The organism is Croceibacter sp. (assembly GCF_002716225.1).
GTDB lineage: Bacteria > Bacteroidota > Bacteroidia > Flavobacteriales > Flavobacteriaceae > Croceibacter > Croceibacter atlanticus.
In genome coordinates this window covers 270189-294455 of record NZ_PAZX01000007.1, presented here as the reverse complement: position 1 = coordinate 294455, position 24267 = coordinate 270189, and the positions used below count along the sequence as shown (strand labels likewise).

Here is a 24267-nt window from a genome sequence, read left to right as displayed (position 1 = left end):
AAAAACCTCCAATTTAAAGTTGGAGGTTTTTTTATGCAATCATTTCAGCGAAAGATAAAATAGTATGGTATCCTTTTTCCTTAAAATAGATTTTATCTTCTGGGTTCCCCACTACTAAGACAAAGTCGCCACCCCAACCTCCTAAACTTTTAATAGTTTTAGGATAGTCTGAAAATAGCTGTTCCTTAATTGTAGGTGTTTTAATAAGTTGCGAAATTATAGTTTCGTGCTTATTTAAAGTATCTGAAAACTCCTGAACTGAATTAGCAGTTAAAACACGTTCTGTTAATTTAGAAATTTTCGACAATACATTACGTAAGGTATCTTTAGGAACACTTCTATAATGCTTTATTGAGTCTCTACTGTTTTGCTTTTTATTAAGATGTACAAAGAATAGCTCTTTATGAAAGGATGGCTTAAAAGAAACCTCTGTGCTAATATTTAAGCCATCATTTAGTTGATACAAAACTGGTGCTCTATGTTGTGCACAAGCAATATCGTAACCGCTGCCTCCAAAAGTTTGCTTAAGCAATTTAAAGGCATCAACTTGTGCCCAGTTGGCTAAGTTATTAATTAACGTAGAAGAACTACCTAAACCCCAATTATTTGGAAATTCAAGCTCTGTAATTGCAAGTGTTCCTTTAAAGTTATCTTTAAAGCCATCATTTAAATCACAAACAACTTGTAAGACTTGTGTAAGCCGTTGGGCAACTTCAAGAGTTGAGTTAGTGACTACTTTTGAGGTTGTATCTAATTCAAAATCTGCTTGAAACCAAATATTATTATTTACATCTACACTTTGCCAACGCAAAACCTGTTCTGGAATAGAAGTTATTTTAAGTGATTGACCAAATGTTGTAGGGATTGCTAAAGATTTAGCACCATCTAAAACCACATATTCTCCAGTAAGTAATAATTTACCTGGACTGTAAAAATATTTAGGGTTTTCTACTACCATAGTTAAGACCTATAAGTTTCCAATGCATCAACCACTGCACTATGGCTAACAGTATTTGTAGTAAAGTGTTTTACCATTGCTATTTTCTCATCTGCAGTAGCATTAAACTGATTTAAAATATTCATTAAATGCATTTTCATGTGGCCTTGCTGTATTCCTGTTGTAGTTAAAGATTTTATAGCAGCAAAGTTTTGAGCCAATCCAGCAACTGCAACAATCTTCATTAATTCTTTTGCATTAGGACTTCCTAATAATTGCATTGCTAACTTTACTAAAGGATGTAAACTTGTTAAGCCACCAACGGTTCCTAAGGCTAAAGGCACTTCCATCCAGAATTTAAATATACCATTATCAATACTTGCGTGTGTAAGGCTAGAATATTGTCCATCTTTAGAAGCATAGGCGTGTATGCCTGCTTCAACAGCTCTAAAGTCATTTCCTGTTGCGAGCACAACTGCATCTATTCCGTTCATTATTCCCTTATTATGAGTAACGGCTCTAAAAGGTTCAATTTCTGCAATATTTATGGCTTGTATAAATTTTTCAGCAAACTCTTTTCCGTCAGGAATTTTAGAATCTGAAAGCTCTTCAACAGGACAAGAGACTTCTGCTCTAACAATACAATTAGGGACATAGTTAGAAAGAATACTCATTACGATATGTGGTAACTCCTCATTAAATGCTGCATATGAAGACGCTTCAGTCTTAAAAGTTTCAGCAAATTGCTCTAAACAACTGTTTATAAAGTTCGCGCCCATAGAGTCAACCGTCTCAAATGTGCAATGTAATTGGTAATATCCGTGTAAAGCATCAGTTTTATTAACTAATGAAATATCTAAAACGCCACCTCCACGCTTTTCCATATTCTTAGTGAGTGCTGCTACAGAGGCCAGTAATTTAGGTTTAACTTCAGAGAAAAAAGACTTTAATATTTCTGCATTTCCTTGAAATGTAAAATGAACCTGCCCTACTTTTTGAGTATCTAAAACTTCTGCTTTAAAGCCACCTCTATTTAACCAAAATTTTGCGGCATTACTTGCTGCTGCTATAACAGAGCTTTCTTCTATTGCCATTGGTATAGCATAGTTTTTCCCGTTTATTGAAAAGTTTGGTGCTACACCAAAAGGTAAATAGTAGTTTGAAATTGTGTTTTCTGTAAACTCGTCATGCAGTTGTTGTAACTGTTGATTGGTGTTCCAGTATTGTTTAAGTATATGTACAGCGCTTGAACTTTTTTCGAAAAACGTAGTAACTAGCCAATCAATTTTTTCTTCTTTGCTTAGCTTAGAAAACCCAGTAATGGTTTTACTCATAGTAATAGTTTAAGACTGCAAAGATAATTGTTTTGGTTAGTTTCTTTTACACTAACCTCTTTAAAGCACAATACCAAACCCTTGCAGGCCACTTTCATAAGCAGGCAGTATTTCTGTGTTATCCCAAATGCCTGTAATTATGGTTCTGGCATACTCTTCTGGCAACAACCCATTTTGCATTAAAGAACTTGTTAATTTATAATTGTACTTAAGGGTATGATGGTTGTATGTAAATAAGCCATCGTCATTAAAAGTCATATACCAAACGTGTGGCTCGCCATCATTTGCAGGCATACCAATAACGCCAGGGTTTAACCAGTACTTTTCATTTTCCAAATGCTGAAAAGGCAAGCCACAATGGCCACCAACAATTATATCTGCATTTAATTTTGAAAAGTTTGGTGCTTTAACTTCCCAATTAGTTGATTTGTATATAAACTCTGATACATTAAAATATGACCCATGTAAAATGCCCACTTGGTTTCCAGCGTAGTTAAATGTTATATGATCTGGAAGCGATGCTATATAATCTAAAGAGGATTTGCTGAGTTTGCTTTGCGCATATGGAAACCAAAGTTGAGAAAAACCATCGCATCTAGAACCTTCTCTAAAATCACAACCGCAATCTTCTGCACCATCACGAAGCTGTATCTCTACATTACCTAATATACTCCTAGCGCCCCATTTTTTAAATGTTTGAACAACCTCTTCTGGTTGCGCGCAATACCCAACGATATCTCCAGTACAAATACAATTTTCTGGCGGTATACCTTGTTTATCTGCAATTCTTATAAGTTCTTCAAGAGCTTGTAAATTGCTATAAACGCCTCCAAACAAAAGCATTTTACCATTTACAGTCCCTAAATCTGTTAGTTTTTTATCCATTTCGGTAACATATATAACATCATACAACATAGTATTCCCCAGACATTAATCCAGAGTAAATCTGCATATTTTCCGGTTGAAAATTTAAGAGCTTCAGGAAACCAGCCAAAAACAAGTAAAAAGCCAAATACTAATCCGCAACACACACTTAGGTAAAAGCTTAGTTTAGGAACCTTTGTATTCCAGAATAAGAAAACAGGTGTAAGCCCAATAACCATAGTTCCAGAAATTGTGGTAGCAGATAATATTTCAGCATCTAAAAAAACTGGTATGGTTCCTAAGATAGCAACTGCTATCATTGCCAAACGACCAAATTTTAATGTGTTTCCTAAATTAAGATCTACAGCCAATAATTTAGAAAATGATGAAAACGTAGAGTCTAATGTTGACGCTGCAGAAGTAATCATTATAAAATTAATAACCAATAATATAACCACACCAAATGCCTTACCAACCTCAACTGCTGCTTGACCCTTAAAACCTTCACTTTGTGCATACACCCCAATAATGCTAAACATTATAATGCATATAGCGCCCAATATACTTGCCATTATAAAACTACGCCGTGTAACTTTTGGTGAACTCAAAAAACCACGATCTGTAAGAACAGGGTCGTGAAATGGGTAACTAAACGACTGTATGAGTGCTGCGAAAAATAAATTAAGACCTAAGTCTAACGACCAAGTTCCAGAAGTAGCGGCATCTTTTATNGTAAAATCTTCTGCTGTAAATATTACGCCTAAGATAACTGAGAGTAAAATGGCAAAAAGCCCCATTTGTATAACATCTGTAAAAATAGANCTACTTAAACCGCCTTTTAATGCATAGGCTAATGTAAGCGCTGTGAATATTAAAATTGACCAATAATAAGCTTGTGTACCTTGATCTCCAAAATAAGTTCCTATAACTATAGTGTTGCTCCACACCTCATTAAATAAACGTATGCATATAAGTATAGAGAAAAGTGCAACAGCACCTTTTCCAAATTTTGTAGTTAAAAACTCGTGTATGCTGCTAAAGCCACCNTTTACTCTAATCTTATATATTATTAAACCAGCAACAGCAAAACTTAAGTAATAACCAGCATATGCAACACCACCAACAATACCATAATCTAATCCTAAGTTTGCAGCATTNGTAATGCTTTTAGCAAAAATCCAAGAGATTATAAGGCTTCCNGTTAGCATTAATGCGTTAGGAGCCTTTTTGCGGTGAGTTGCTTTAAAAAANTCTGATGCATTTTTTGCTAATGGTGATAANAAAAATAATAACAGACTTGAGCCTATTACTAAAATCCATTGCCAGTANTCTACACTCATACGTTTTAATTTTTAGGCAAAGCCAATAATTACTCGTTCCACCAAACTTCTGCATTAATACTGTTCCCATTTGTAGCAGATGCAGCTTCATTATAATTATCTGCATTTAGAGCTTCTTCCTCAGATGGATAGGGCATTCTTACAGGAATAAGCCCATCATTTAAGCTAGCATCTACAGGCATAAATTCTGGGAAACCTGTTCGGCGCCATTCTGTCCAACCTTCATAACCGTTTATNATATTAGCTATCCATTTTTGGGTTAGAATCTGCGATAAGTTNTTTCCTGTGTTGCCATAAGCAGCATTTCCAGTAGTTAAATATGTTTCTGGAAGATCTGTAAGCCAAAACTCAAAAGCTTGCTGTACACCTATTTCGTATAGTTGTTGAGCGTTAGCTGTTATTATNCCACGTTCTGCAGCTTCTGCTAAGAAAAAATTTGTTTCCCAAGCTGTTGAAAAGTTAGCATCTAAGCCAGACGTGTCTTCTCTAAATAANGTGCCAGCTCTTGAATAATCTGNTAGTGCAATACTTGTTTGAGAAGCATCTATCCCATTAATTAAGCCGTTAAATTCTCCAGAATCTGAATTATCGAATGGTCTAAAAAATGTTCCTAATCTTGGGTCTTCTAGATCTTGAAGTACATTTTCCATAGTTTCAGATAAAACGAAATTGTTAAAATCTCCTATTCTAAGTTGTGCTAGCCTAAAACTGTTTGGTTCTGTTGCCGTAAAATTGAATATTGCATTTTCTGAGTTTAAAGAAATATAATTGCCTTCATTAAAAATTGCTTGTAACTCTGAAGACACATCCATTTTATTAGACACTCTCATTAAGTGTTTAATTTTTAATGAATTTGCAAATTTTATCCAAGCCTGAAGATTTCCGTTAAAAAGAATGTCTCCTTCTAAAGGTATTGCACCTTGGTATGCATTAATTGCTGCAACTCCTTTTTCTAGATTATCAAATATGCCATCTTCTGCATTGTATATATTTTCCTGTAAGTCATAGCTAGGTTTTACTGTACCATCTATACCATTAAATGCTTCTGAATAAGGAACGTCTCCAAATAAATCTGTTAGGANACCTGCCATATAAGCTTTCATTATTAGNGCAGGACCTTCATATACNGCAAACGTTTCAACATTCTGAGATTGGTTTATAATAATTTCGTTATCTCTTAANTTTGTATAAAAAATTGGCCAAGGATTTCCTCCTAGTTGTGGNGATTTTAATGCGTGCCTGTCAAACAAATTAAAGTCTAGTGCTGTACGATGTTGTNACAGTAAATCTCCAGCCACAAAGCCCTCATAACTCATCTGCTCACCAAAATCATAAATTACTTGACGTAGTAATAAACTTGGCTGGACTGAATTAGGTGCGTTCGGGTTAGTGTTTATATCTTCAAAATCTTTGGTGCAACTGCTTAATCCTAATAGACAAAACAGGCTTAATATGTATACTAAATGTTTCATTGTGTATGTGTTTAACACTCAAACGAGTGTGTTTATTAGAAATTAAATCCGGCTTTAAAACCTATACTTCTTGTTGTGGCATAACTCATATCTTCTACACCACTTACAAAACTTTGTCCTTGTACGGCTAATTGCTCTGGATCAAAATGCGGGTTTTCTGTAATAGCAAATAAGTTTCTTCCAACTAAGGAAAGGTTTACATCTACACCTTCCTTAAGTCCTATAAATCCATCATTTAATTTAAAGGTATAACCCACAGAAAACTGTCTTAGCTTTAAATAAGAGGCATCGTATATATTATTTTCTTCGTGGTTTCTGTCATAAAATTGACGGTAGTAGCTTTCGGCAGTTACTGCAGTTGTATTAGGAACATAGTTAGGGTTTTCTGCAGTACCCGTATTTACAACACCTTGAGCTATAATGCCGCCTTCAGGTCTAAAAGCAGTTTCTGCCAATTGTCCACCTACATTACCTAAAGCTCTAGTTCTAGATACAATTTCGCCACCTTGTCTCCAATCAAAAAGGAAGCTCAAATTCCAGTTACCGTAGGAGAATTGGTTGTTCCATCCTAGCATAAAATCTGGATTATAGTTTCCAAGTTTCTGTAAATTATTATCTGCAATATATCTTCCNTCATCGNTTAGGATAAAATCGCCGTTTTCGTTTTTAAGATAGCCTGTTCCATAAAAATCACCTACGCGACCACCTTCTTCAACTTGAAAGAAAACCGTTTGGTTAGCACTGTCATAAATTCTACTTAAGCCTAAAGTTAGGCGACCATCATCTTGTGGTAAGTCTTCAACAGTTGCAACACTTTTACTAAAATTAAATGTGGTTGTCCACCTAAATTTATCTGTTATGATTGGTGTTAAGCCTGCAATAATTTCAACACCTTNTGTTCGAACTTTTCCTCCGTTAACTACCTGTTGGTTATATCCTGAGGATATACCAATNGGTAATGATATTATTTGATCTTTAGTTAATGCATTATAATANGTAAAATCTAAATTAAGACGATCTCTCCAAAAACGAACATCAAAACCTGCCTCATAAGATGTGGTGCTTTCTGGCTTTAGGTTTGCATTTGGAATTAAATCCTGATTGCTAAATGTAGGTTGACTATTAAATGGGGTTTGAGAGACAAACGTTCCTGAGGTTTGGTATGGGTTAGTATCATTACCTACTTGTGCTATGCTTGCTCTTAGCTGAGCGTAAGAAAATATGCTTGGAAGCGTTGCTACCTCAGACAATATAAAACTTGCTGAAGCTGAAGGGTAAAAGAAAGATGTNCCATCTACCGAAAAAGGAGTTGCTAATGCNCTAGACCAATCGTTTCTTCCTGTAATGTCTAAAAATAGNTAGTCTTTATACCCAAATTTTGCCAAGCCATAAATAGAATTGATTCGCTTTTGAGACTCAAACTGAAACACTTCAATAGGAGAAGCTGCATTGTTAAGACTAAATATACCAGGTTGTGCTAAATTAGTTGTTTGAGATTGTTTGGTAGATGCATTTTGATCTAATCTGTTTCCTCCTAAAGACACATCAAAAGAAAGGTCTCCAACAATATCTTGATAGTTTACTAAGATATCTGTATTTATTTCTCTAAAAAAAACATCGTGCTCTGCGTACGCNCCATTTTTAAATCTATTTGAACTAAAGTTTCTTAAGAATTGGCGTTTTTCATTACTGTAATCCATTCCAGATCTTACTGCAACACTTAGCTTTTCTGTAAAATTATGTTTGATAGAAACATTTCCAAAAACACGATCTCTATTAAAACTATTTCTGTTTTCAAAAAGGATAAAATATGGATTGTCAAAAAAGGTGTAGTTAAAAGAGTATTGTTGTACACCTTCTAAACCAGGTTGCCAGTAATCTCTTAAGCTATCTATATTTAAAGATCTTGGTCCCCAAGCTACTAAAGAGTAATTTACATTTTCACTACCATATCCATTTGATGGTCTATTATCACTTTGAGAGTTTACATAACTTATGTTAGANGTGATTTTTGTTTTTTGAGTTGGTGTAAAATTTAGCTTTGTAGATATGGTTTGCCTGTCTAAGTTAACGCCAGGAATAATACCATCACTTCTTAAGTCTGTAAGAGATAACCTAAAATCTCCAGTATTAAANCCAGTAGCTATTGATAGGTTNTTAATTGTTGTTACACCTGTCTCATAAAAATCCTTAAGGTTATCAGGATTTGAATTAAATGCTGTAGGAGTTATTNGTTGNCCATCATAAACAGAAGTATCGCCACCTCTTACAATTGTNCCATTAGCAAGTACAACAGGACTGTCAAACTGTGGTATGAGTAAGCCTTGGTCTAACCTTGGNCCCCAAGAATATGTTATATTATCGTTTATACCGCCACCTAAGCCATCTACATATTCAAACTCTCCAGAATTTCCTTGGCCNTACTCATTTTGAAAATCTGGCAACCTAAATGCAGTATCTATAAAAAGGCTNGTATTATAACTTACTCCTAAGCCTTTTTTGTTTGCTCCATTCTTAGTTTCTATAACAATAACGCCGTTAGATGCTCTAGTACCATAAAGTGCTGCTGCACTTGGCCCTTTTAATACTGAAACCGAAGCGATATCATCTGGATTAACCTCCATAGCACCATTACCAAAATCTACTTCTTGAAAACCTGCTGCTGCTTCATTTGTGAAATTAAAAACCGTATTATTATTAATAGGTGTACCGTCTACAACAAATAAGGGATTGTTATTAGAAAATGAAGCCTCACCTCGTATTGTTATTTTTGAAGTAGAACCAACACCTGTTGCTCCTTGACTTATAGTAACACCTGCTAATTTTCCGCTTAAATTATCTAGAAAATTTACAGCTTTAACTTCTTGAATATCATCACTACCTAAACTTTGTACGGCATATCCTAACTCTTTGGTTTCTCGTTTAAATCCTAAAGCCGTAATTACAACTTCATTTAGGTCTGTTGTAGATTCTTNTANTGCTACATTTATTATGGTCTTGTTACCAACTGTTATAGATTGAGAAATAAAGCCTAAAGNAGAAAATTTAAGGACATCTAATTCTGAATTTATGTCGATACTGTAGCGGCCATTATCATCTGTAGTTGTAGCTGTCGTGCTATTATTTAAAATAACATTTACAAATGGCACTGTTTCTCCAGAAGCTGTGGTTGTAACAGTTCCGGTAATAGTAGTTTGGGCAAAGCTCATTGCAGAAAGCAATAACGCAAAGCCAATGAAAAGTTGTTTCATTGTTTTTGGATTCTAAAAAGATTGGTTTATTTAATGGTGCTCCAACAAAATTGAAGGCTTTACTAAATTGACAATCCAAATGGTGAACCCTTATTGTAAAATGAGTACGAGTGAAAATGACTTATTTGCAAATTTTTCGTGCTGAAAATTTGCATAAAATAAGGTATAAGTGACCTTAGTAAATTTAATATGTGCTTGTTTAAACTTCTGCTAAAACGTAAGACATTTTTTATGTCCTCTTCAGCATCTATATCCTGCAAAGTTTCTAGTCTTATAACCTCAACTTTAAANGCAGACAGCAGTAACGTTATGCTTTTTGATAGCTTACTACTTTGCCACGGTAGTTTTGTAAACAGNCCTTCATTAAATTGAGATTTATGAAGTCCCATTAAATAAAAACCACCATCTGTTGATGGTCCTAGAACACAAGTNTTGTTTTCTAAAAGTNTGTGAGTATTTAAAAGTGTTTTAGCAGTTAAATGTGGTGTGTCATTTCCAATTGTAATAACATTGTCAAATCCTTTAGCATATACCCACTTTATAGCATTAGTAAATCGCTCACCGAAAGAGTTTCCAACTTGTTCATGTTCTGTAAACTGAAAATACGGAAGCTTTGTAGACTTTACAATTGATAGTGTATGTGCATTTAAGGTGTTAAATAAACCCTTATCACCTAACATACCTTTTCTTCCCAAATCTACCTGAGATGAGTTTGCGAAGATTAAAATTGCTGTTTGTCCCTGCATTATTAACTATAGTTACTATAAAACGTAAACTGTAGTTGTTAAAGATACGTTAATAAAATTAGAGTTGTACTAATTTAAATTTCTACGCTCAATAAAAAAACGCTTGAGAAGTAATGATGCATCTTCTGCTAAAACTCCGGATAATACTTTGGTTTTTGGGTGTAACTTTGTCCCCATAACTCTGTAGCCACGCTGAGTATCTTCTGCGCCAAACACAATTTTTGAAATTTGTGACCAATACAACGCTCCTGCACACATTTGGCAAGGCTCTAAAGTAACATACAAAGTACAATCTGTAAGGTATTTACCACCAATATGATTTGCTGCAGATGTTATTGCTTGCATTTCNGCNTGTGCNGTTACATCATTTAAAAGCTCTGTAAGGTTGTGGCTTCTTGCTATAATTGTATTATTTGCAACCACAATTGCGCCAACAGGTATTTCACCTTTTTCNTAAGCCTCTTCTGCTTCAAGAAGGGCTTTCTTCATAAAATAAGTATCGTCAAATGGTTGTAACATACATCAAAAATAGGATTTTAAATTTGGACTACTACGCTGCTAAACTGTGTTTATATATCTTAAATTTGCACATATGTCTAAGTATTTAACTGCAATAAATTTACCAGAAGACCTTAGGGAACTTCAACCAAATGCACTCCCACAAGTTGCAAAAGAATTACGTGAGTTTATTATTGATGTTGTTGCAACCAAAGAAGGACACTTAGGTGCAAGTCTTGGTGTGGTGGAGCTTACCATTGCTTTGCATTATGCATTTAATACACCACAAGATCTACTNGTTTGGGATGTAGGCCATCAAGCNTACGGACATAAAATTTTAACTGGAAGAAAAGAGGTTTTTCACACCAATAGACAAATAGGTGGNATAAGTGGCTTNCCAAANCGNAGTGAAAGTGTATNTGACACATTTGGTGTNGGACATAGCTCAACAGCTATATCTGCAGCATTGGGTATGGCTATTGCTTCAAATCTTAAAGGTGATTTTGAAAAACAACATATTGCAGTTGTAGGAGATGCTTCTATAGCTAGCGGCATGGCTTTTGAAGGCTTAAATCATGCTGGTGTTACTNATGCNAATTTATTAGTAATCTTAAATGATAATGCAATAGGTATTGACCCTAGCGTAGGTGCTTTAAAAAATTACTTAACNAGAGCNACAGTTGGNAAAAAACCTAAACAAGATAATATTATTGAAGCTTTAAANTTTAATTATCATGGNCCTATAGACGGTCATGATATTGATGCTTTATTAACTGCTTTTGAAACACTAAAAAAGAAAAAAGGACCTAAATTTCTTCACGTAATTACAACCAAAGGCAAAGGCCTAAAACAAGCAGAAGAAGACCAAGTTAAATATCATGCGCCAGGAAAGTTTGATAAGCATACTGGAGACTTACTCCCAAAAGACGATGCTATCTTACCTCCAAAATATCAAGATGTCTTTGGACTTACTTTAGTAGAGTTAGCCAAAGAAAATTTAAAAATTATAGGGATTACTCCAGCAATGCCAACAGGTAGTTCTTTAAAGTATATGATGACAGCCTTCCCAGATCGTGCTTTTGATGTCGGTATTGCAGAGCAACACGCTGTTACGCTTTCTGCAGGAATGGCAACACAAGGATTTATTGTCTTTTGCAATATATATTCAACATTTTTACAAAGAGCGTATGACCAAGTTATACATGATGTGGCTTTGCAAAAGCTGCCAGTTGTGTTCTGCTTAGACAGGTCTGGACTTGTAGGAGAAGATGGTGCTACACATCACGGTGTTTTTGATTTAGCTTATTTAAGAGCTGTTCCAAATCTTATAATTTTTGCTCCTAGAAATGAAATTGAGCTTAGACAAATATTATATACTGCATCCTTAGGTTTAGACCTACCAATTGCAATAAGATACCCTAGAGGCAGAGGAAATACATTAGACTGGAAAACAGAATTTAATCCGATNTCTATCGGTAAAGGTGTTCAGCTTAAAAAAGGTAAAACAATTGCTATACTTTCAATTGGAGCTATTGCTACGCAGGTTACCAAGGCTATNTCTAGTTTAAATGAAAACCATAAAGCTGCCGTTGGTCATTATGACTTACGTTTTGTAAAACCTTTAGATGAAACGTTACTACATTCCATTTTTAAAANTTACGACTCTTTGGTAACTATTGAAGACGGTACAATTTCGGGTGGTTTTGGCTCTGCCATCTTAGAGTTTGCAAACGAGCATTCTTACAATACTAATATTAAAGTTTTAGGCGTTCCAGACACTTTTATACATCATGGAAAAGTAGAANAGCTATATGCACTTTGTGGTCTAACACCACATCATATTAAAGANAANATACTTTCTTTATTATAAAAAAAGAGGAAAGCATTACACTTTCCNCTTTTTANAACTAAACTATCAAACTACTTACTTAATTACTAATTTTTGAGTGTGTACAGANNTNTCTGTACTAACTTTAATNACATAAATACCAGNTGTTAANTGNGTAGCATTNACATTACCNGTATTTGTAAGGTCTATCTGAGTANTTAAAACTCTACGACCATTAATATCAAACATNTCAACTTTNGCTAAGCCNTTNTTTTTGTTTGAATTAATATTTATGTTTCCGTTAGANGGATTAGGNTANATTGNNAANATTGTNNTATCNACATNNTTAGTAGCTAATACCGCATCACAATCTGTTCCTAGCGGNTCACTTATTGTAAAGTCTTCAANTTGNTCCATTCTNCTATTTGCTAGNACCTTGTANTGCTAATGCNCCNACACCACGATCTGCNAATGCTTTTCTAATTAAACATTCGTTTNCACCATCATANAACANNTNNTCTGCNTCTAAAATAGCATCTCTNCCTGTNACNAAACCTGGTTGTGCACAAGGCANTANTTTAAGACCATCNATTACNANTTGCATAGCCATATTGTTACCACCAGTACCATTNTANATATCTGCATCAAANCCATANTCNTCTATAAATGCCCAATACATATCCCAAAGAATTGTAGACCAAACAAATCCAACACCGTGCGGTACAGTTATTTCATCATTCGGAAGATCTCCATAGGTATAATCGTTTACTGCAAAATCTGTAGAGTAACGTGCTGGTCTAATACCAGAACCTAATTGGTCTTGTCCTAAAACATATGTACCAATACCTCTTGGTTGTACTGCTGTATCATCTAATTCTTGTGTCATAACTAATGCAAACCAGTCACTCCAACCTTCACCCATTTGCTCTTCAACAGCTAAGCTTAAAAGACATAATGATTGGTCTCTACCTCCAACTAATCGAGTAGAAATACCGTGACCATATTCGTGAGCTATAATACCTTGATCTACATCACCATCTTTCATAACAGTTGCAGATAATGGTCCTCTGTCAATAACACGACCATCTACTGTACCACCAGCATCAATTATATCGATAATAGCATCTCCTTGTACTTGTCCAATTGAGATAGCAGGTATTGTAATAGGTTCATCTGGTGTACCACCACCATTAACTGGGCCTTCACCTTCAACATTATTAACTATAATACAAGCAATAGCACCCGCATTTTGAGCACGTCTAATTTTTGTAGCAAAGGCACAAACACCTCTTCTTACAATTGCAATGTTACCGTCTATATCTGCTGCATTTAAGTATGCAGTACAACCATCATTAGATTCTGTACTAGCGCCAGGTGTACCACCATCATCTCCTAAGTATGGAGTACCATCATCTTGCACTACTACGATATTAGCTCTAATTTGATCTTCACCATTTTCAATTCTTGGAATATCAACAAAAGGAAAACGAGATGCGAAATATGAACCTTCTACATCTGTAGGAGAGATTACTTCTAAGAAATCGCCAAATGGCGCAGCTCCCCATAAGAACATTTGCATTCTAGGATTAGAACCATCCATAGAGGTTGCCATGTTTGCATTGTTTAACGTTGGTGCTGCTAGCTCACTACCATCTTGGGCTTCAGCATTAACTGAATCTCCATCTGGTCCAAATGCACTACCATCATCTACAAAACGACCATAATTTGCTTCTTGAAAGTTTCCACTAGATTCATCAAAACCGTAGTTGTACCAAACATCATGCATATAGTTGTTCCAAACAAATAAGTTTGTAATAACAGCAGGTCTGTATTCTGACGGTTCTAAACTAAAATCAATTTCATCATCAAATAATAAGTTTGCTCCACCATCTACAAATACTTCTGGGCCAGTAGGCGCATCATTATCCATTGTATCTAAGTAAGCTGAAACGTTGTTTCCTTGTGTAGTTGTAAATTCTGCACCTGCCATACCATCAACATCATGCCATCCAAAAGGAGAAGGCACTAAACCATCTAAATCTGGNGTTACAGCTGAAGGGTCATTTAATATTACGCGATCACCATGTAATGGAGACTCTACACGTAGTGGATAGGCATTATAAATTGCACCGTCTGAAACTAATGCAGATGAAGCAGAAGCACTAAATGGTGAAATCTTAGAGTAAGAATCTACCAAATTAGATTGTCCATTTTTCTCTACTGTATGAGAATGAGATTTATGGTTGTTTATTACAGCATCTGTTTCGTAAGGAAGGTCGAAATTACAAGTAATAGTCATATTCACTTTATTTAAAAGTTGACCATTGCTCGCGTTTACCTTTGCATTCCACCAAGCACCTTTAGGATCTTTTACTATAACCTCATAGGTTAGTATATACCTGTCATTATCTGAAATTTCGTAATAAAGTGGTGCTTCATAGTTAGTATCTGTAGCATTTTCTATTAATAAATCTTCACGAGATTTATAGTCTGTTACCATTACATTTGATTCACCTTGAAGGCCTAAATGATTTGCAGCAGAATTTACTGCTTGTACCGGAGAAAGGCTTGCTGAAGAAATATCTGTTTTTGCTGATAGGTCTGAAACAAAACCGTGCTTAAAGCTAAGCACTTCGCCATTTTTAATAACAACTGTTGCACTAGCACCAGAAACATTTACATTATTTATACGTTGTAATAAGTAAACAACTTTTACTTCTTTGTTTGAAAGAGTTGTTGCACTAGTAATTGTAAATTCTGAAACATCTGACGAATTTAATCCTAGTGAAGGAGCATTTTTAGCTAAATAAGAGCTAATGATACTTTGATTATCCTGAGCAGTACCTATAAAGGATACTAAGGCTAAAAAAAGCACCATAAAACTTGATGTGTACTTGTTTTTCATATTATGTATTTTTTAAGTAAAATAGTTTCTAAATCATGACAAATTGCATGATATTAGATAGCGAACATAATAAATGAGTCGTAAAGTTTAATTTATCCTTATTCTTTTGTTACTACTTTAACTTTATGAAAATCAACAATGTAATTTTAGCTATAATTTTTGCATTTCAACCTTTTAAGTCCTACACAGAATTTCGCAATTCTCTACCATAGCTGTCTTTTGTTAGGCAATAAACACCTAGACTAGCTCAACAACAAACTATTAGTAACGTCACCTTAAAATACTTGTAGTATTAATAAAAAAAAGCAGAGCTATTATAAAATAGCTCTGCTTTAATATGAATATGAATTTTGGTTAAACCTTTACGGCTTACTCAATAATTACTTTCTGAGAATATGTTTTGTTATTAGACTCTAAAGAAAGAATATAAACCCCATTAGAAATAGAAGATACATCTATAGAAGTTGTACTTGCTGTTCCNATTTTAGTTTTAAGAACTTGTCTTCCTTGAAGGTCTGTTAAACTAACATTTACATCATTAGCTAACGTTTTGTTTAGGCTAATGTTTATAACATTTGTTGCTGGATTAGGATANACTTTAAATTGACTAAGTGTATTCTCTGCAACAGAAAGGTTAGAACAATCTAAAACATTAGTAGGAGGCATATCAAATGCTTCAACTTGGTCTGTTCTACTAAAGTTACTTCCCTGTTCTGCACTAAATCCTAAACCTCTTTGTGCAAATGCAGTATAAATTAAACATTGGTTTGCNCCTCCATTTACAGCCATATCTGCAGCTAATATTGCATCTCTACCATCTATAAATCCAGGATTACNAGATTGCATCTTAAGACCATCTATAACTAATTGCATCGCAATATTGTTACCACCAGTACCATTATACAGGTCTGCATCATAACCATACTCATCGATTAATGCCCAAGTCATATCCCAAAGCATTGTTGCCCATACGAAACCTACACCGTGTGGCACAGAAACTTGAGCTTCATTATTTGTATCTGCATAAGTAAAGTCGTTTATAGCAAAGCTTGTAGAATAAGGTGCATTTCTAATACCAACACCATCTATTTCCTGTCCTGTTACATATGTACCAATACCTCTAATATCTTCTGGTTGATCTCCAGGCTTAAGTGTTAACATAAGACCGAAGAAATCACTCCAACCTTCACCCATTTGTTCTGGGTTACCTAAACAAGAAGCAGCACTAGGACCACCAGTTAATCTGTTAGAAATTCCGTGACCGTACTCGTGTGCTACAACACCATTGTCAAAATCTCCATCTATACGTTGAGATGGTTGCGATAATAATTGACCATCAACTGCATTAGATGTTTGCAACTGTGTAAATATTGGATCTCCATTTTCTTTAGAGATAAATACAGAAGGAATGTTAATAGTATTATCTGTACCAGCCATGTTAACTAAAGGATCATTTGCAACGTTATTAACTATAATAACAGCAATTGCTCCAGCATCTTGAGCGTTTTTAACCTTAGATACAAAAGGACAAGTTCCTCTTCTAATAATAGCAATATTACCATTAACCTCAGCAACATTTGTTATTACTCCACAACCGTCATTTGCATCTGTGTTAGATGTTTCTAATGGNTTACCAAAATTATCTGTTTCAGTTGATGTCATATCTGTAGTAAATACGATATCTGAAATTATTGGAGTATCTGATAAACCAGAACCAAAATATAATGGCTCTGTAGCTTCGTAAGCTCCAGCAANACTACTTGGNTTGTTTATTGTTAAAGGTGCTCCAACTGGGCCAGTTGCAGACCATAAAAACATTTGCATTCTTGGGTTTCCGCCATCTGGTGGTGTTCCAAAGTTTGCNTTGTTTAATGAAAAGCCATCTTGTGCATCTGCATTTACATAATCTGATCCTGAACCTCCATTACCATAATTATTTTCTTGGAAGTTACCACTCGCTTCATCAAAACCGTATTGGTACCAAATGTCATGCATTAAGTTATTCCAAAAGAANAGGTTTGTTATTGCAAAATCTGTAGTAGCTAAAGGGTTAAGGTCTGTGTTCGTATTGTAACCAGAAAAATCTAAAGTTGCACCACCGTCTGGAGAATATCCGTTTGGAGCATCATCTGCATCTTTATCATCTTGTGCCCAAACATTGTTTCCTCTTGTAATAGTATATTCTGGACCAGCAACACCATTAATGTCATNCCATCCAAAAGGAGAAGCATTAGCAGCAGCAGGTTCAGATACTATTTGAGAAGCACCGTGGTTAGGAGATTCTATTAACAACGGAAACACCTCATATTGAGAACCATCTACCATCATTGTGTTTTCAGCATAACCAAATGCTTTTGTGTGATTGTGAGCCTTATGAGAAATTGGNGNGTNTGATGTTTTTGCATCACTTTCAAAATTACAAGACACAATCCAATCATTCTTAGAAATAACTTCTCCTGTTTGAGCGTCTACTCTTACGTTCCACCAGTGGTCGCCTTTAACAGTTAAGATTGTNACCTCATAAGCTAACCTAAGATCATTATTAGCTGTTGGTTGGTATACTAGTTTTACAGGGATGTCTTCTTGAGAAATACTTCCTGAATTAAAAAGTACGCCACCATCTATACTACCTATNATTTCTAAGCCAGAAGGTACATTGATTTCTAAACCTTGTGCAGCTTTAGAAATTGAAGCCTCTGTATTAAAACTAGGAGCACTAGTATTTGTTAATGAGTTAATATTTGCAATAAGNCTATTACCAACAAAAATTACAGAGCTGTCTTTAATAGTTACTGTTGCAAAAGCATTAAAAACAGGAATTTCATTTACGGTTTGTTGTACAACAACGTGTTGTAAACCTGTTTTCTGNGTTTCATAATCAGAAACAATCTTAATGTTNTGAACGTCTTCTAGAGTGACCCCTAAAGATTCATGTGTTCTTTCTAGATAGTTTTGAATAAGTGTTTCTGTGGTTTGTGCATTTAAGCCTACAAAGCTTAAACAGCATAAAAATAATAGTAGTTTCAATTTCATATTGGGTGTTTTAAACTTAAAAAATAGCGAGTTGTCGAAAATAGTAATTTTTTCTTAATAAATAATTAACTAAATAACTAATATTTAGATTATTCGATATCTATAACATGCCCTTAATTTTCTGGTAAATTCTAAGGGCTTCACTGTCTGAATAAGAGGCTACAAGTGAAGAAATTTCAATTAAAATAGAATAATCATCTTGATTTAAGTCGAATTCTTTAAGAAAACCTTTCAAAATCAATGAATTAAAGTTTGTATTTGTGTTGTTTTTCTTACTAAACACNGCATCTGTATAAACTTCCAATAATGTTCCGATTACTTGGTAGCCCAATATCTCCTTCTCTAAGACGTCTTGAGATTGATATACATTGTTAATGCTAATTTTTATAATATCATCTATTTGTGCCGTGTACTGTGACTTATCTAATAATGCAGAACTAAAGTCACCTTTAAGTATAGCTTCTTCATTTGCAATAAAAATTGAAGCTGCCTCTTCAATAAGCACTCCAATAGCTAATGCTCTTAAATAACTTACTCTATTAGATTTGGTAACGAGTTGATGATATTTTTTTGTGTCTATCTTATCCTTAACCAAATTAATTAGATATTCTAAAGCAAACTCCTCATCTATTAAACCTAAATTTATACCATCTTCAAAGTCTATAATTGTATAGCAGATATCATCTGCGGCTTCAACTAAAAACGTTAACGGATGTCTTTTGTAAGTTTCTGAATCTTTTACAGTTTCAGAAATTAATCCTAAATCCTTAACTACATCATTAAAGACTTCCTGCTCACTTTGGAAGTAACCATATTTTTTATGGTGAATTTGAGTTGTTGGTTTATANGGTAACGANGCNTTTGGNTATTTCATAAAAGCACCCAAGGTTGAGTAAGATAACCTTAAACCGCCAGTNACTCCGTTTTTTGTTTCNGTTAAAAGCTTAANTCCGTTNGCGTTACCTTCAAAAGTACAAAGGTCTTGATATTGAACGTTTGTAAGAGAGTCTTTAAATCTATTTCCTTTTCCAGATTTAAAAAAGTCTCCTATAGCCTTTTCGCCAGAGTGACCAAACGGCGGATTTCCAATATCGTGTGCTAAAGATGCTGCAGCAACAATAGCCCCGAAATCATTAAAATGATGCCCATACGTCTCNGAAAGATGTGGGTGTTTTTCTAAAAGCTTCTTACCAACAACTCGTCCTAAACTTCGCCCCACAACACTTACCTCTAAACTGTGTGTTAATCTAGTGTGCACAAAATCTGTTTTAGACAATGGGATAACTTGAGTTTTATCCTGCAAACTCCTAAAAGAGCTGGAAAATATAATACGATCGTAATCTACNTCAAAGCCCAATCGTGTATCGTCTTGTTCTTTTCTTAAACGCTTATTTGTATCTCCAAAACGCTTAAGAGATAATAGTTGTTCCCAATTCATCATAGTTGGTTAAGTATTTTTGTGATTAGAGGTTAGTTATGTAACAACAAAGTGCTAAAATCACAATGTATAATTTTAAGCTTCGGTTTTTAAAACCACATTATCTTTTGTGACGATTAATTCTGTTTCTGCTCCAAATATTAACGCACGATTATCTTTACTATGTCCAGCAGGAAAATTAAAACACACAGGAAAATTAAATTCTTTTACAGCATTTGCAATTATCTCTTCTGCAGATTGACCAAAAGGGNTTGTATTATCATGCATATCTGTTAAGCCACCAATAACCAATCCTGCTAGGTTTTTAAAAAAGCCGTTACGTTTTATGTTATGTACCATACGGTCTATGTGGTATAAATACTCATCTAAATCTTCAAGAAATAGAATTTTACCTTCTGTTTTTATTGTTGATTTACTACCTAAAACACTAGATAGCACAGATAAATTTCCTCCTATTAGTTGTCCTTTAGCATGACCTGTTCTATTTAAATTAAAGTCTGAAGCAAATTTAATAGCATCATAATTTCCAAATAATATATTTTTTAATGTGTCTCTTGTAGCTTCAGTTTTGTTTTCAATTTCTAAACACATTTGACCATGTATGGTTGCAACTCCTAAATTATGTATATGGCAATGTAATACAGTAGGGTCACTATACCCAATAATCCATTTTGGGTTTGTTTCAATACTAGAGAAATTAACCTCATCTATCATTCTTACAGTACCATATCCGCCACGGGCACACCAAATGGCTTGCACTTCTTTATCATCTAACATCTCTTGAAAATCTTCTGCACGTTGTACATCTGTACCTCCAAACTGATGATCTCCTTTCCCTACAGTATCTCCTAGCTTAACTTTTAATCCCCAATGCGTTAATAACTTTATAGCTGGATCTAGCTCTTTTTTTGAGATTTTTCGAGCTGTACACACAATTGCAACAGTATCTCCTTCTTTTAAATATGGCGGAATTATCATGCCTCAAATATAAAGATTTTATGAGGGAAACATAGGTATTACAAGCGGTTGAGATTTGTTATCTTTGCATCTTCAAAAATAGACTATGACTACTCCAAAGAGATATACCATTACAGCGGCTTTACCTTATACAAACGGGCCAATACATATAGGACACTTAGCAGGTGTTTATGTTCCTGCAGACATTTATGCACGCTACCAACGTATGCAAGGTGAAGATGTGTTGTTTGTTTGTGGTAGTGATGAGCACGGTGTGCCAATTACTATAAAAGCGAAAAAAGAAGGTGTGACCCCACAAGATGTGGTTGATAAGTATCACACCATCATCAAAAAAAGCTTTGAAGACTTTGGAATTTCTTTTGATAATTACTCAAGAACGTCAGCTAAAATACATCACGATACTGCATCGGAGTTTTTTGAGAACCTTTATAAAAATGATAAGTTTATTGAAGAGGTTACAGAACAATTATACGATCCAGAAGCCAATCAATTTCTCGCAGACCGCTTTGTTGTAGGAACTTGCCCAAAATGTGGTAATGAAGAAAGTTATGGCGACCAATGTGAAAGTTGCGGAACTTCTCATAACGCAACAGATTTAATTAACCCTAAATCTGCTATTTCTGGAGCTAAGCCAATTTTAAAAGAAACAAAACACTGGTTTTTACCATTAGACCAATATGAAAATTATTTAAAGGATTGGATCCTTAAAGACCATAAAAAAGACTGGAAAACTAATGTGTATGGACAATGCAAATCTTGGATAGACGATGGCCTAAGACCTAGAGCTGTAACACGAGATTTAGATTGGGGCATACCTGTTCCTGTAAAAGGTGCTGATGGCAAAGTACTATACGTTTGGTTTGATGCTCCTATAGGCTACATCTCTGCAACAAAAGAATGGGCACAAGCAAATGGAAAAGACTGGCAACCATATTGGAAAAATGAAGACACCAAATTACTTCACTTTATAGGGAAAGATAATATTGTATTTCACTGTATAATTTTCCCGAGTATGCTTAAAGCAGAAGGCTCTTACATTATGCCAGATAATGTGCCAGCAAATGAATTTCTAAATTTAGAAGGCAACAAGTTGTCTACCTCTAAAAATTGGGCAGTTTGGCTTCACGAATATTTAGAAGATTTTCCAGGGCAACAAGATGTTTTGCGTTATGCTTTAACAGCAAATGCTCCAGAAACAAAAGACAATGATTTTACGTGGGCAGATTTTCAAGCCCGCAATAATAATGAACTAGTTGCTGTCTTTGGCAACTTTATTAATCGTGTTGTTGTACTTACCAATAAGTATTATGGCGGCGATGTTCCAGAACCATCTACGTATAATGAAATAGATGAACAAACATTAACCGAACTTAAGACATATCCAGATGTTATTGCAAGTTCTTTAGAACGCTACCGTTTTAGAGAAGCTCAAAAGCTTTTAATGGATGTTGCAAGACTCGGTAATAAATACTTAGCAGATGAAGAGCCTTGGAAAACTGCTAAAACAGATGCAGAGCGCACAAAAACTGTAATGTACGTAGCATTACAAATCGCAGCTGCTTTAGCTACATTAAGTGAGCCTTTTTTGCCGTTTACTTCAAATAAACTTAAAGACATTCTTAATTTAACTTCCCAAGATTCTGCAGAGAAAAATAGCTGGAATGACATCTCGAGTAAAAATGCATTATTGCCAGCTGGTCATCAAATTAATAAAGCTGAATTATTATTTAGTAAGATTGAAGATGAACACATACAAAAACAATTAGACAAGCTAGAAGCAAGCAAAAAGGCTAATGAAGCTGAAAATGCTGTTGTAGATCCAGAAAAAGAGACCGTGCAGTTTGAAGATTTTACTTCTATGGATCTTCGTGTAGGTACTATCTTAGAAGCTGAAAAAATGCCAAAAACTAAAAAGCTTTTAGTTCTTAAGGTAGATACAGGAATAGATGTAAGAACAATTGTATCTGGTATTGCAGAAAGCTTTAAACCAGAAGATATAATAGGCAAGCAAGTTACTGTATTAGTTAATTTGGCACCACGTAAACTAAGAGGTGTAGAAAGTCAAGGAATGATTTTAATGACAGAAGATGCCAACGGGAATTTAGTTTTTGTAAATCCAGATGCTACAGGAATCCCTAACGGTAAATCTATTAGCTAAATAGAAGCCTAACAGCTTATGCTTAAAATAGCATATCATCCTATTTATAAAGTTCCGCTTCCAGAAGGACATAGATTTCCTATGGAAAAATATGAGCTTTTACCTAAGCAATTAATATACGAAGGCACTTGTGAGCCTGATAACTTTTTTGAGCCTGTTTATTCTGAAACCTATGTAGACCTGGTACATACCACAAATTATATTTCAGATTTAAAAAACTTAACGCTAGACGCGCGAGCTGCTCGAAAAATTGGATTTCCTCTTAACAGTGCTTTGGTAGAGCGTGAATTTATTATTGCAGACGGCACTATTAAAGCTTGTGATTTTGCATTAGAGTATGGGATTGCTATGAATATTGCTGGAGGCACTCATCATGCTTATACCAATAGAGGTGAAGGCTTTTGTATGTTTAATGATCAAGCTATCGGTGCTCGGTATTTACAGCACACAAACAAAGTAAAGCAAGTTTTAATTGTAGATTTAGATGTACATCAAGGCAATGGTACAGCAGAGGTTTTTAAAGACGACACCTCTGTTTTTACATTCTCTATGCACGGTGAAAAAAATTACCCTTTTAAAAAAGAATCATCAGATTTAGATATTGCATTACCATCTCACACAACTGATGATAATTATCTTAAACTACTAAAGGAAACACTACCTAAGCTAATTTCTGATGTTAACCCAGATTTCATTTTTTATTTAAGTGGCGTAGATATTCTAGAAACCGATAAACTCGGCAAATTAAGCTGTAGTATCTTAGGTTGTAAAGAACGTGACAGGTTTGTGCTTCAGCTTTGTAAAGATTTAAATATTCCTGTTGAAGTTAGTATGGGTGGCGGCTATTCCAAAGACATAAAAAAAATTATTGAAGCTCACGCGAACACTTATAGGTTGGCTCAAGATATTTTCTTTTAAATTTTTCTGGCACAATCTATTTTCCAAGTAGGGTATTCAATACTTTCATCCTTACTAACCCATTCACCTATCCATTTATAACCTGTTTTAGTCATATCATAAAAAGTAAGTCTATAAAATCCGTCTATGCCATTAGGCGATTTTTGATTTCTATATAACACTATTGCACCATCTTTCTTTTTACCTTCCCAAGTAGGAAGCACTAAGCTTGGCGCATTGCTTGAATAATAGTGCACATACCATTTGCTACTATCTGCTATAAACTGTCTTATACTACCAGAGTGTTTGCCGTCTGCCTTTAAAGTTTCGTCTTGCACCGCCATACCATTCATAATATACTTAAATGTCCATTGCATATCAACAGCATCACTCCAAGAACCATCAGGCATTCTGCTCATCGACTTGCAATCACAAATACCTATCATAGGCTCAAAATCTTTTAGTTGTTGTGGAGCATCTGGATGAGGTTGCCCAAAGGGATTTTCTGCGGTAGGCTCAAAATCATATTGAGCAACTGCTAAAGATGTAGTAAGAATAGAAAGGATTAACGTGACTAATATTTTCATA

General features: G+C 34.8%; 15 protein-coding genes and 2 pseudogenes. 3 read left to right on the top strand and 14 right to left on the bottom strand.

Annotated elements, in window-relative coordinates; translation table 11 throughout:
* Positions 1 to 31: 31 nt before the first annotated feature.
* The 8 genes from CL818_RS05090 to CL818_RS05055 all read right to left on the bottom strand — a co-directional run bounded on the left by CL818_RS05090 (position 32) and on the right by CL818_RS05055 (position 10463).
* Complete coding sequence (locus tag CL818_RS05090; protein ID WP_272972732.1) at positions 32 to 958, bottom strand: GYDIA family GHMP kinase; 927 nt, start codon at positions 956 to 958, stop codon at positions 32 to 34.
* A gap of 2 nt (positions 959 to 960) precedes the next feature.
* Complete coding sequence (locus CL818_RS05085; protein WP_272972733.1) at positions 961 to 2271, bottom strand: hydroxymethylglutaryl-CoA reductase, degradative; 1311 nt, start codon at positions 2269 to 2271, stop codon at positions 961 to 963.
* 60 nt (positions 2272 to 2331) lie between these two features.
* Positions 2332 to 3156 (bottom strand): metallophosphoesterase family protein, encoded by an 825-nt coding sequence (locus CL818_RS05080; protein WP_272972734.1) that lies wholly within the window; start codon positions 3154 to 3156, stop codon positions 2332 to 2334.
* Positions 3141 to 4475, bottom strand: a complete 1335-nt coding sequence (locus tag CL818_RS05075; protein ID WP_286972020.1) for an SLC5/6 family protein — start codon at positions 4473 to 4475, stop codon at positions 3141 to 3143. Before CL818_RS05075 ends, CL818_RS05080 begins: the two co-directional genes overlap by 16 nt.
* A 29-nt stretch (positions 4476 to 4504) precedes the next feature.
* Positions 4505 to 5947, bottom strand: a complete 1443-nt coding sequence (locus tag CL818_RS05070; protein ID WP_286972017.1) for a SusD/RagB family nutrient-binding outer membrane lipoprotein — start codon at positions 5945 to 5947, stop codon at positions 4505 to 4507.
* Between the two features lie 35 nt (positions 5948 to 5982).
* Positions 5983 to 9198 carry a SusC/RagA family TonB-linked outer membrane protein gene (locus CL818_RS05065; protein ID WP_286972014.1) on the bottom strand — a complete coding sequence of 1072 codons (3216 nt, stop codon included), beginning with the start codon at positions 9196 to 9198 and terminating at the stop codon, positions 5983 to 5985.
* A gap of 62 nt (positions 9199 to 9260) precedes the next feature.
* Entirely contained in the window at positions 9261 to 9878 is a 618-nt protein-coding gene (locus CL818_RS05060) for a TIGR04282 family arsenosugar biosynthesis glycosyltransferase (protein ID WP_502692212.1), read from the bottom strand.
* A 135-nt stretch (positions 9879 to 10013) separates the two neighbouring features.
* Entirely contained in the window at positions 10014 to 10463 is a 450-nt protein-coding gene (locus CL818_RS05055) for a nucleoside deaminase (protein ID WP_286972010.1), read from the bottom strand.
* Positions 10464 to 10536: 73 nt separating this feature from the next.
* On the opposite strand from CL818_RS05055, the gene CL818_RS05050 reads away from it, so the two are divergent.
* Positions 10537 to 12312: a 1-deoxy-D-xylulose-5-phosphate synthase gene (locus CL818_RS05050; protein ID WP_286972006.1), complete on the top strand. Its 1776-nt coding sequence runs from the start codon at positions 10537 to 10539 to the stop codon at positions 12310 to 12312.
* 54 nt (positions 12313 to 12366) lie between these two features.
* Here CL818_RS05050 and CL818_RS05045 read toward each other — a convergent pair.
* The 5 genes and pseudogenes from CL818_RS05045 to CL818_RS05025 all read right to left on the bottom strand — a co-directional run bounded on the left by CL818_RS05045 (position 12367) and on the right by CL818_RS05025 (position 20624).
* A pseudogene (locus CL818_RS05045) lies at positions 12367 to 12687 on the bottom strand (T9SS type A sorting domain-containing protein).
* Between the two features lie 4 nt (positions 12688 to 12691).
* Positions 12692 to 15148: pseudogene (locus CL818_RS05040) on the bottom strand (T9SS-dependent M36 family metallopeptidase).
* Positions 15149 to 15544: 396 nt separating this feature from the next.
* Complete coding sequence (locus tag CL818_RS05035) at positions 15545 to 18208, bottom strand: T9SS-dependent M36 family metallopeptidase (RefSeq protein ID WP_286972003.1); 2664 nt, start codon at positions 18206 to 18208, stop codon at positions 15545 to 15547.
* A gap of 100 nt (positions 18209 to 18308) precedes the next feature.
* A complete protein-coding gene (gene dgt, locus CL818_RS05030; RefSeq protein ID WP_286972239.1) occupies positions 18309 to 19646 on the bottom strand; it encodes a dGTP triphosphohydrolase in 1338 nt (445 codons plus the stop codon).
* A gap of 75 nt (positions 19647 to 19721) precedes the next feature.
* Positions 19722 to 20624, bottom strand: coding sequence for a S66 peptidase family protein (locus tag CL818_RS05025; protein WP_286972000.1), 903 nt, complete (start codon positions 20622 to 20624; stop codon positions 19722 to 19724).
* A gap of 85 nt (positions 20625 to 20709) precedes the next feature.
* Between CL818_RS05025 and metG the strand changes: the two genes are divergently transcribed.
* Positions 20710 to 22782 (top strand): methionine--tRNA ligase, encoded by a 2073-nt coding sequence (gene metG / locus CL818_RS05020; protein ID WP_272972744.1) that lies wholly within the window; start codon positions 20710 to 20712, stop codon positions 22780 to 22782.
* A gap of 18 nt (positions 22783 to 22800) precedes the next feature.
* Positions 22801 to 23700, top strand: coding sequence for a histone deacetylase family protein (locus tag CL818_RS05015; RefSeq protein ID WP_272972745.1), 900 nt, complete (start codon positions 22801 to 22803; stop codon positions 23698 to 23700).
* Here CL818_RS05015 and CL818_RS05010 read toward each other — a convergent pair.
* The gene (locus CL818_RS05010; protein WP_272972746.1) at positions 23697 to 24266 is read right to left on the bottom strand and encodes a hypothetical protein; all 570 of its coding nucleotides are present in this window, start codon (positions 24264 to 24266) and stop codon (positions 23697 to 23699) included. The two genes, CL818_RS05015 and CL818_RS05010, sit on opposite strands and share 4 nt — an antisense overlap.
* Position 24267: the final 1 nt, after the last annotated feature.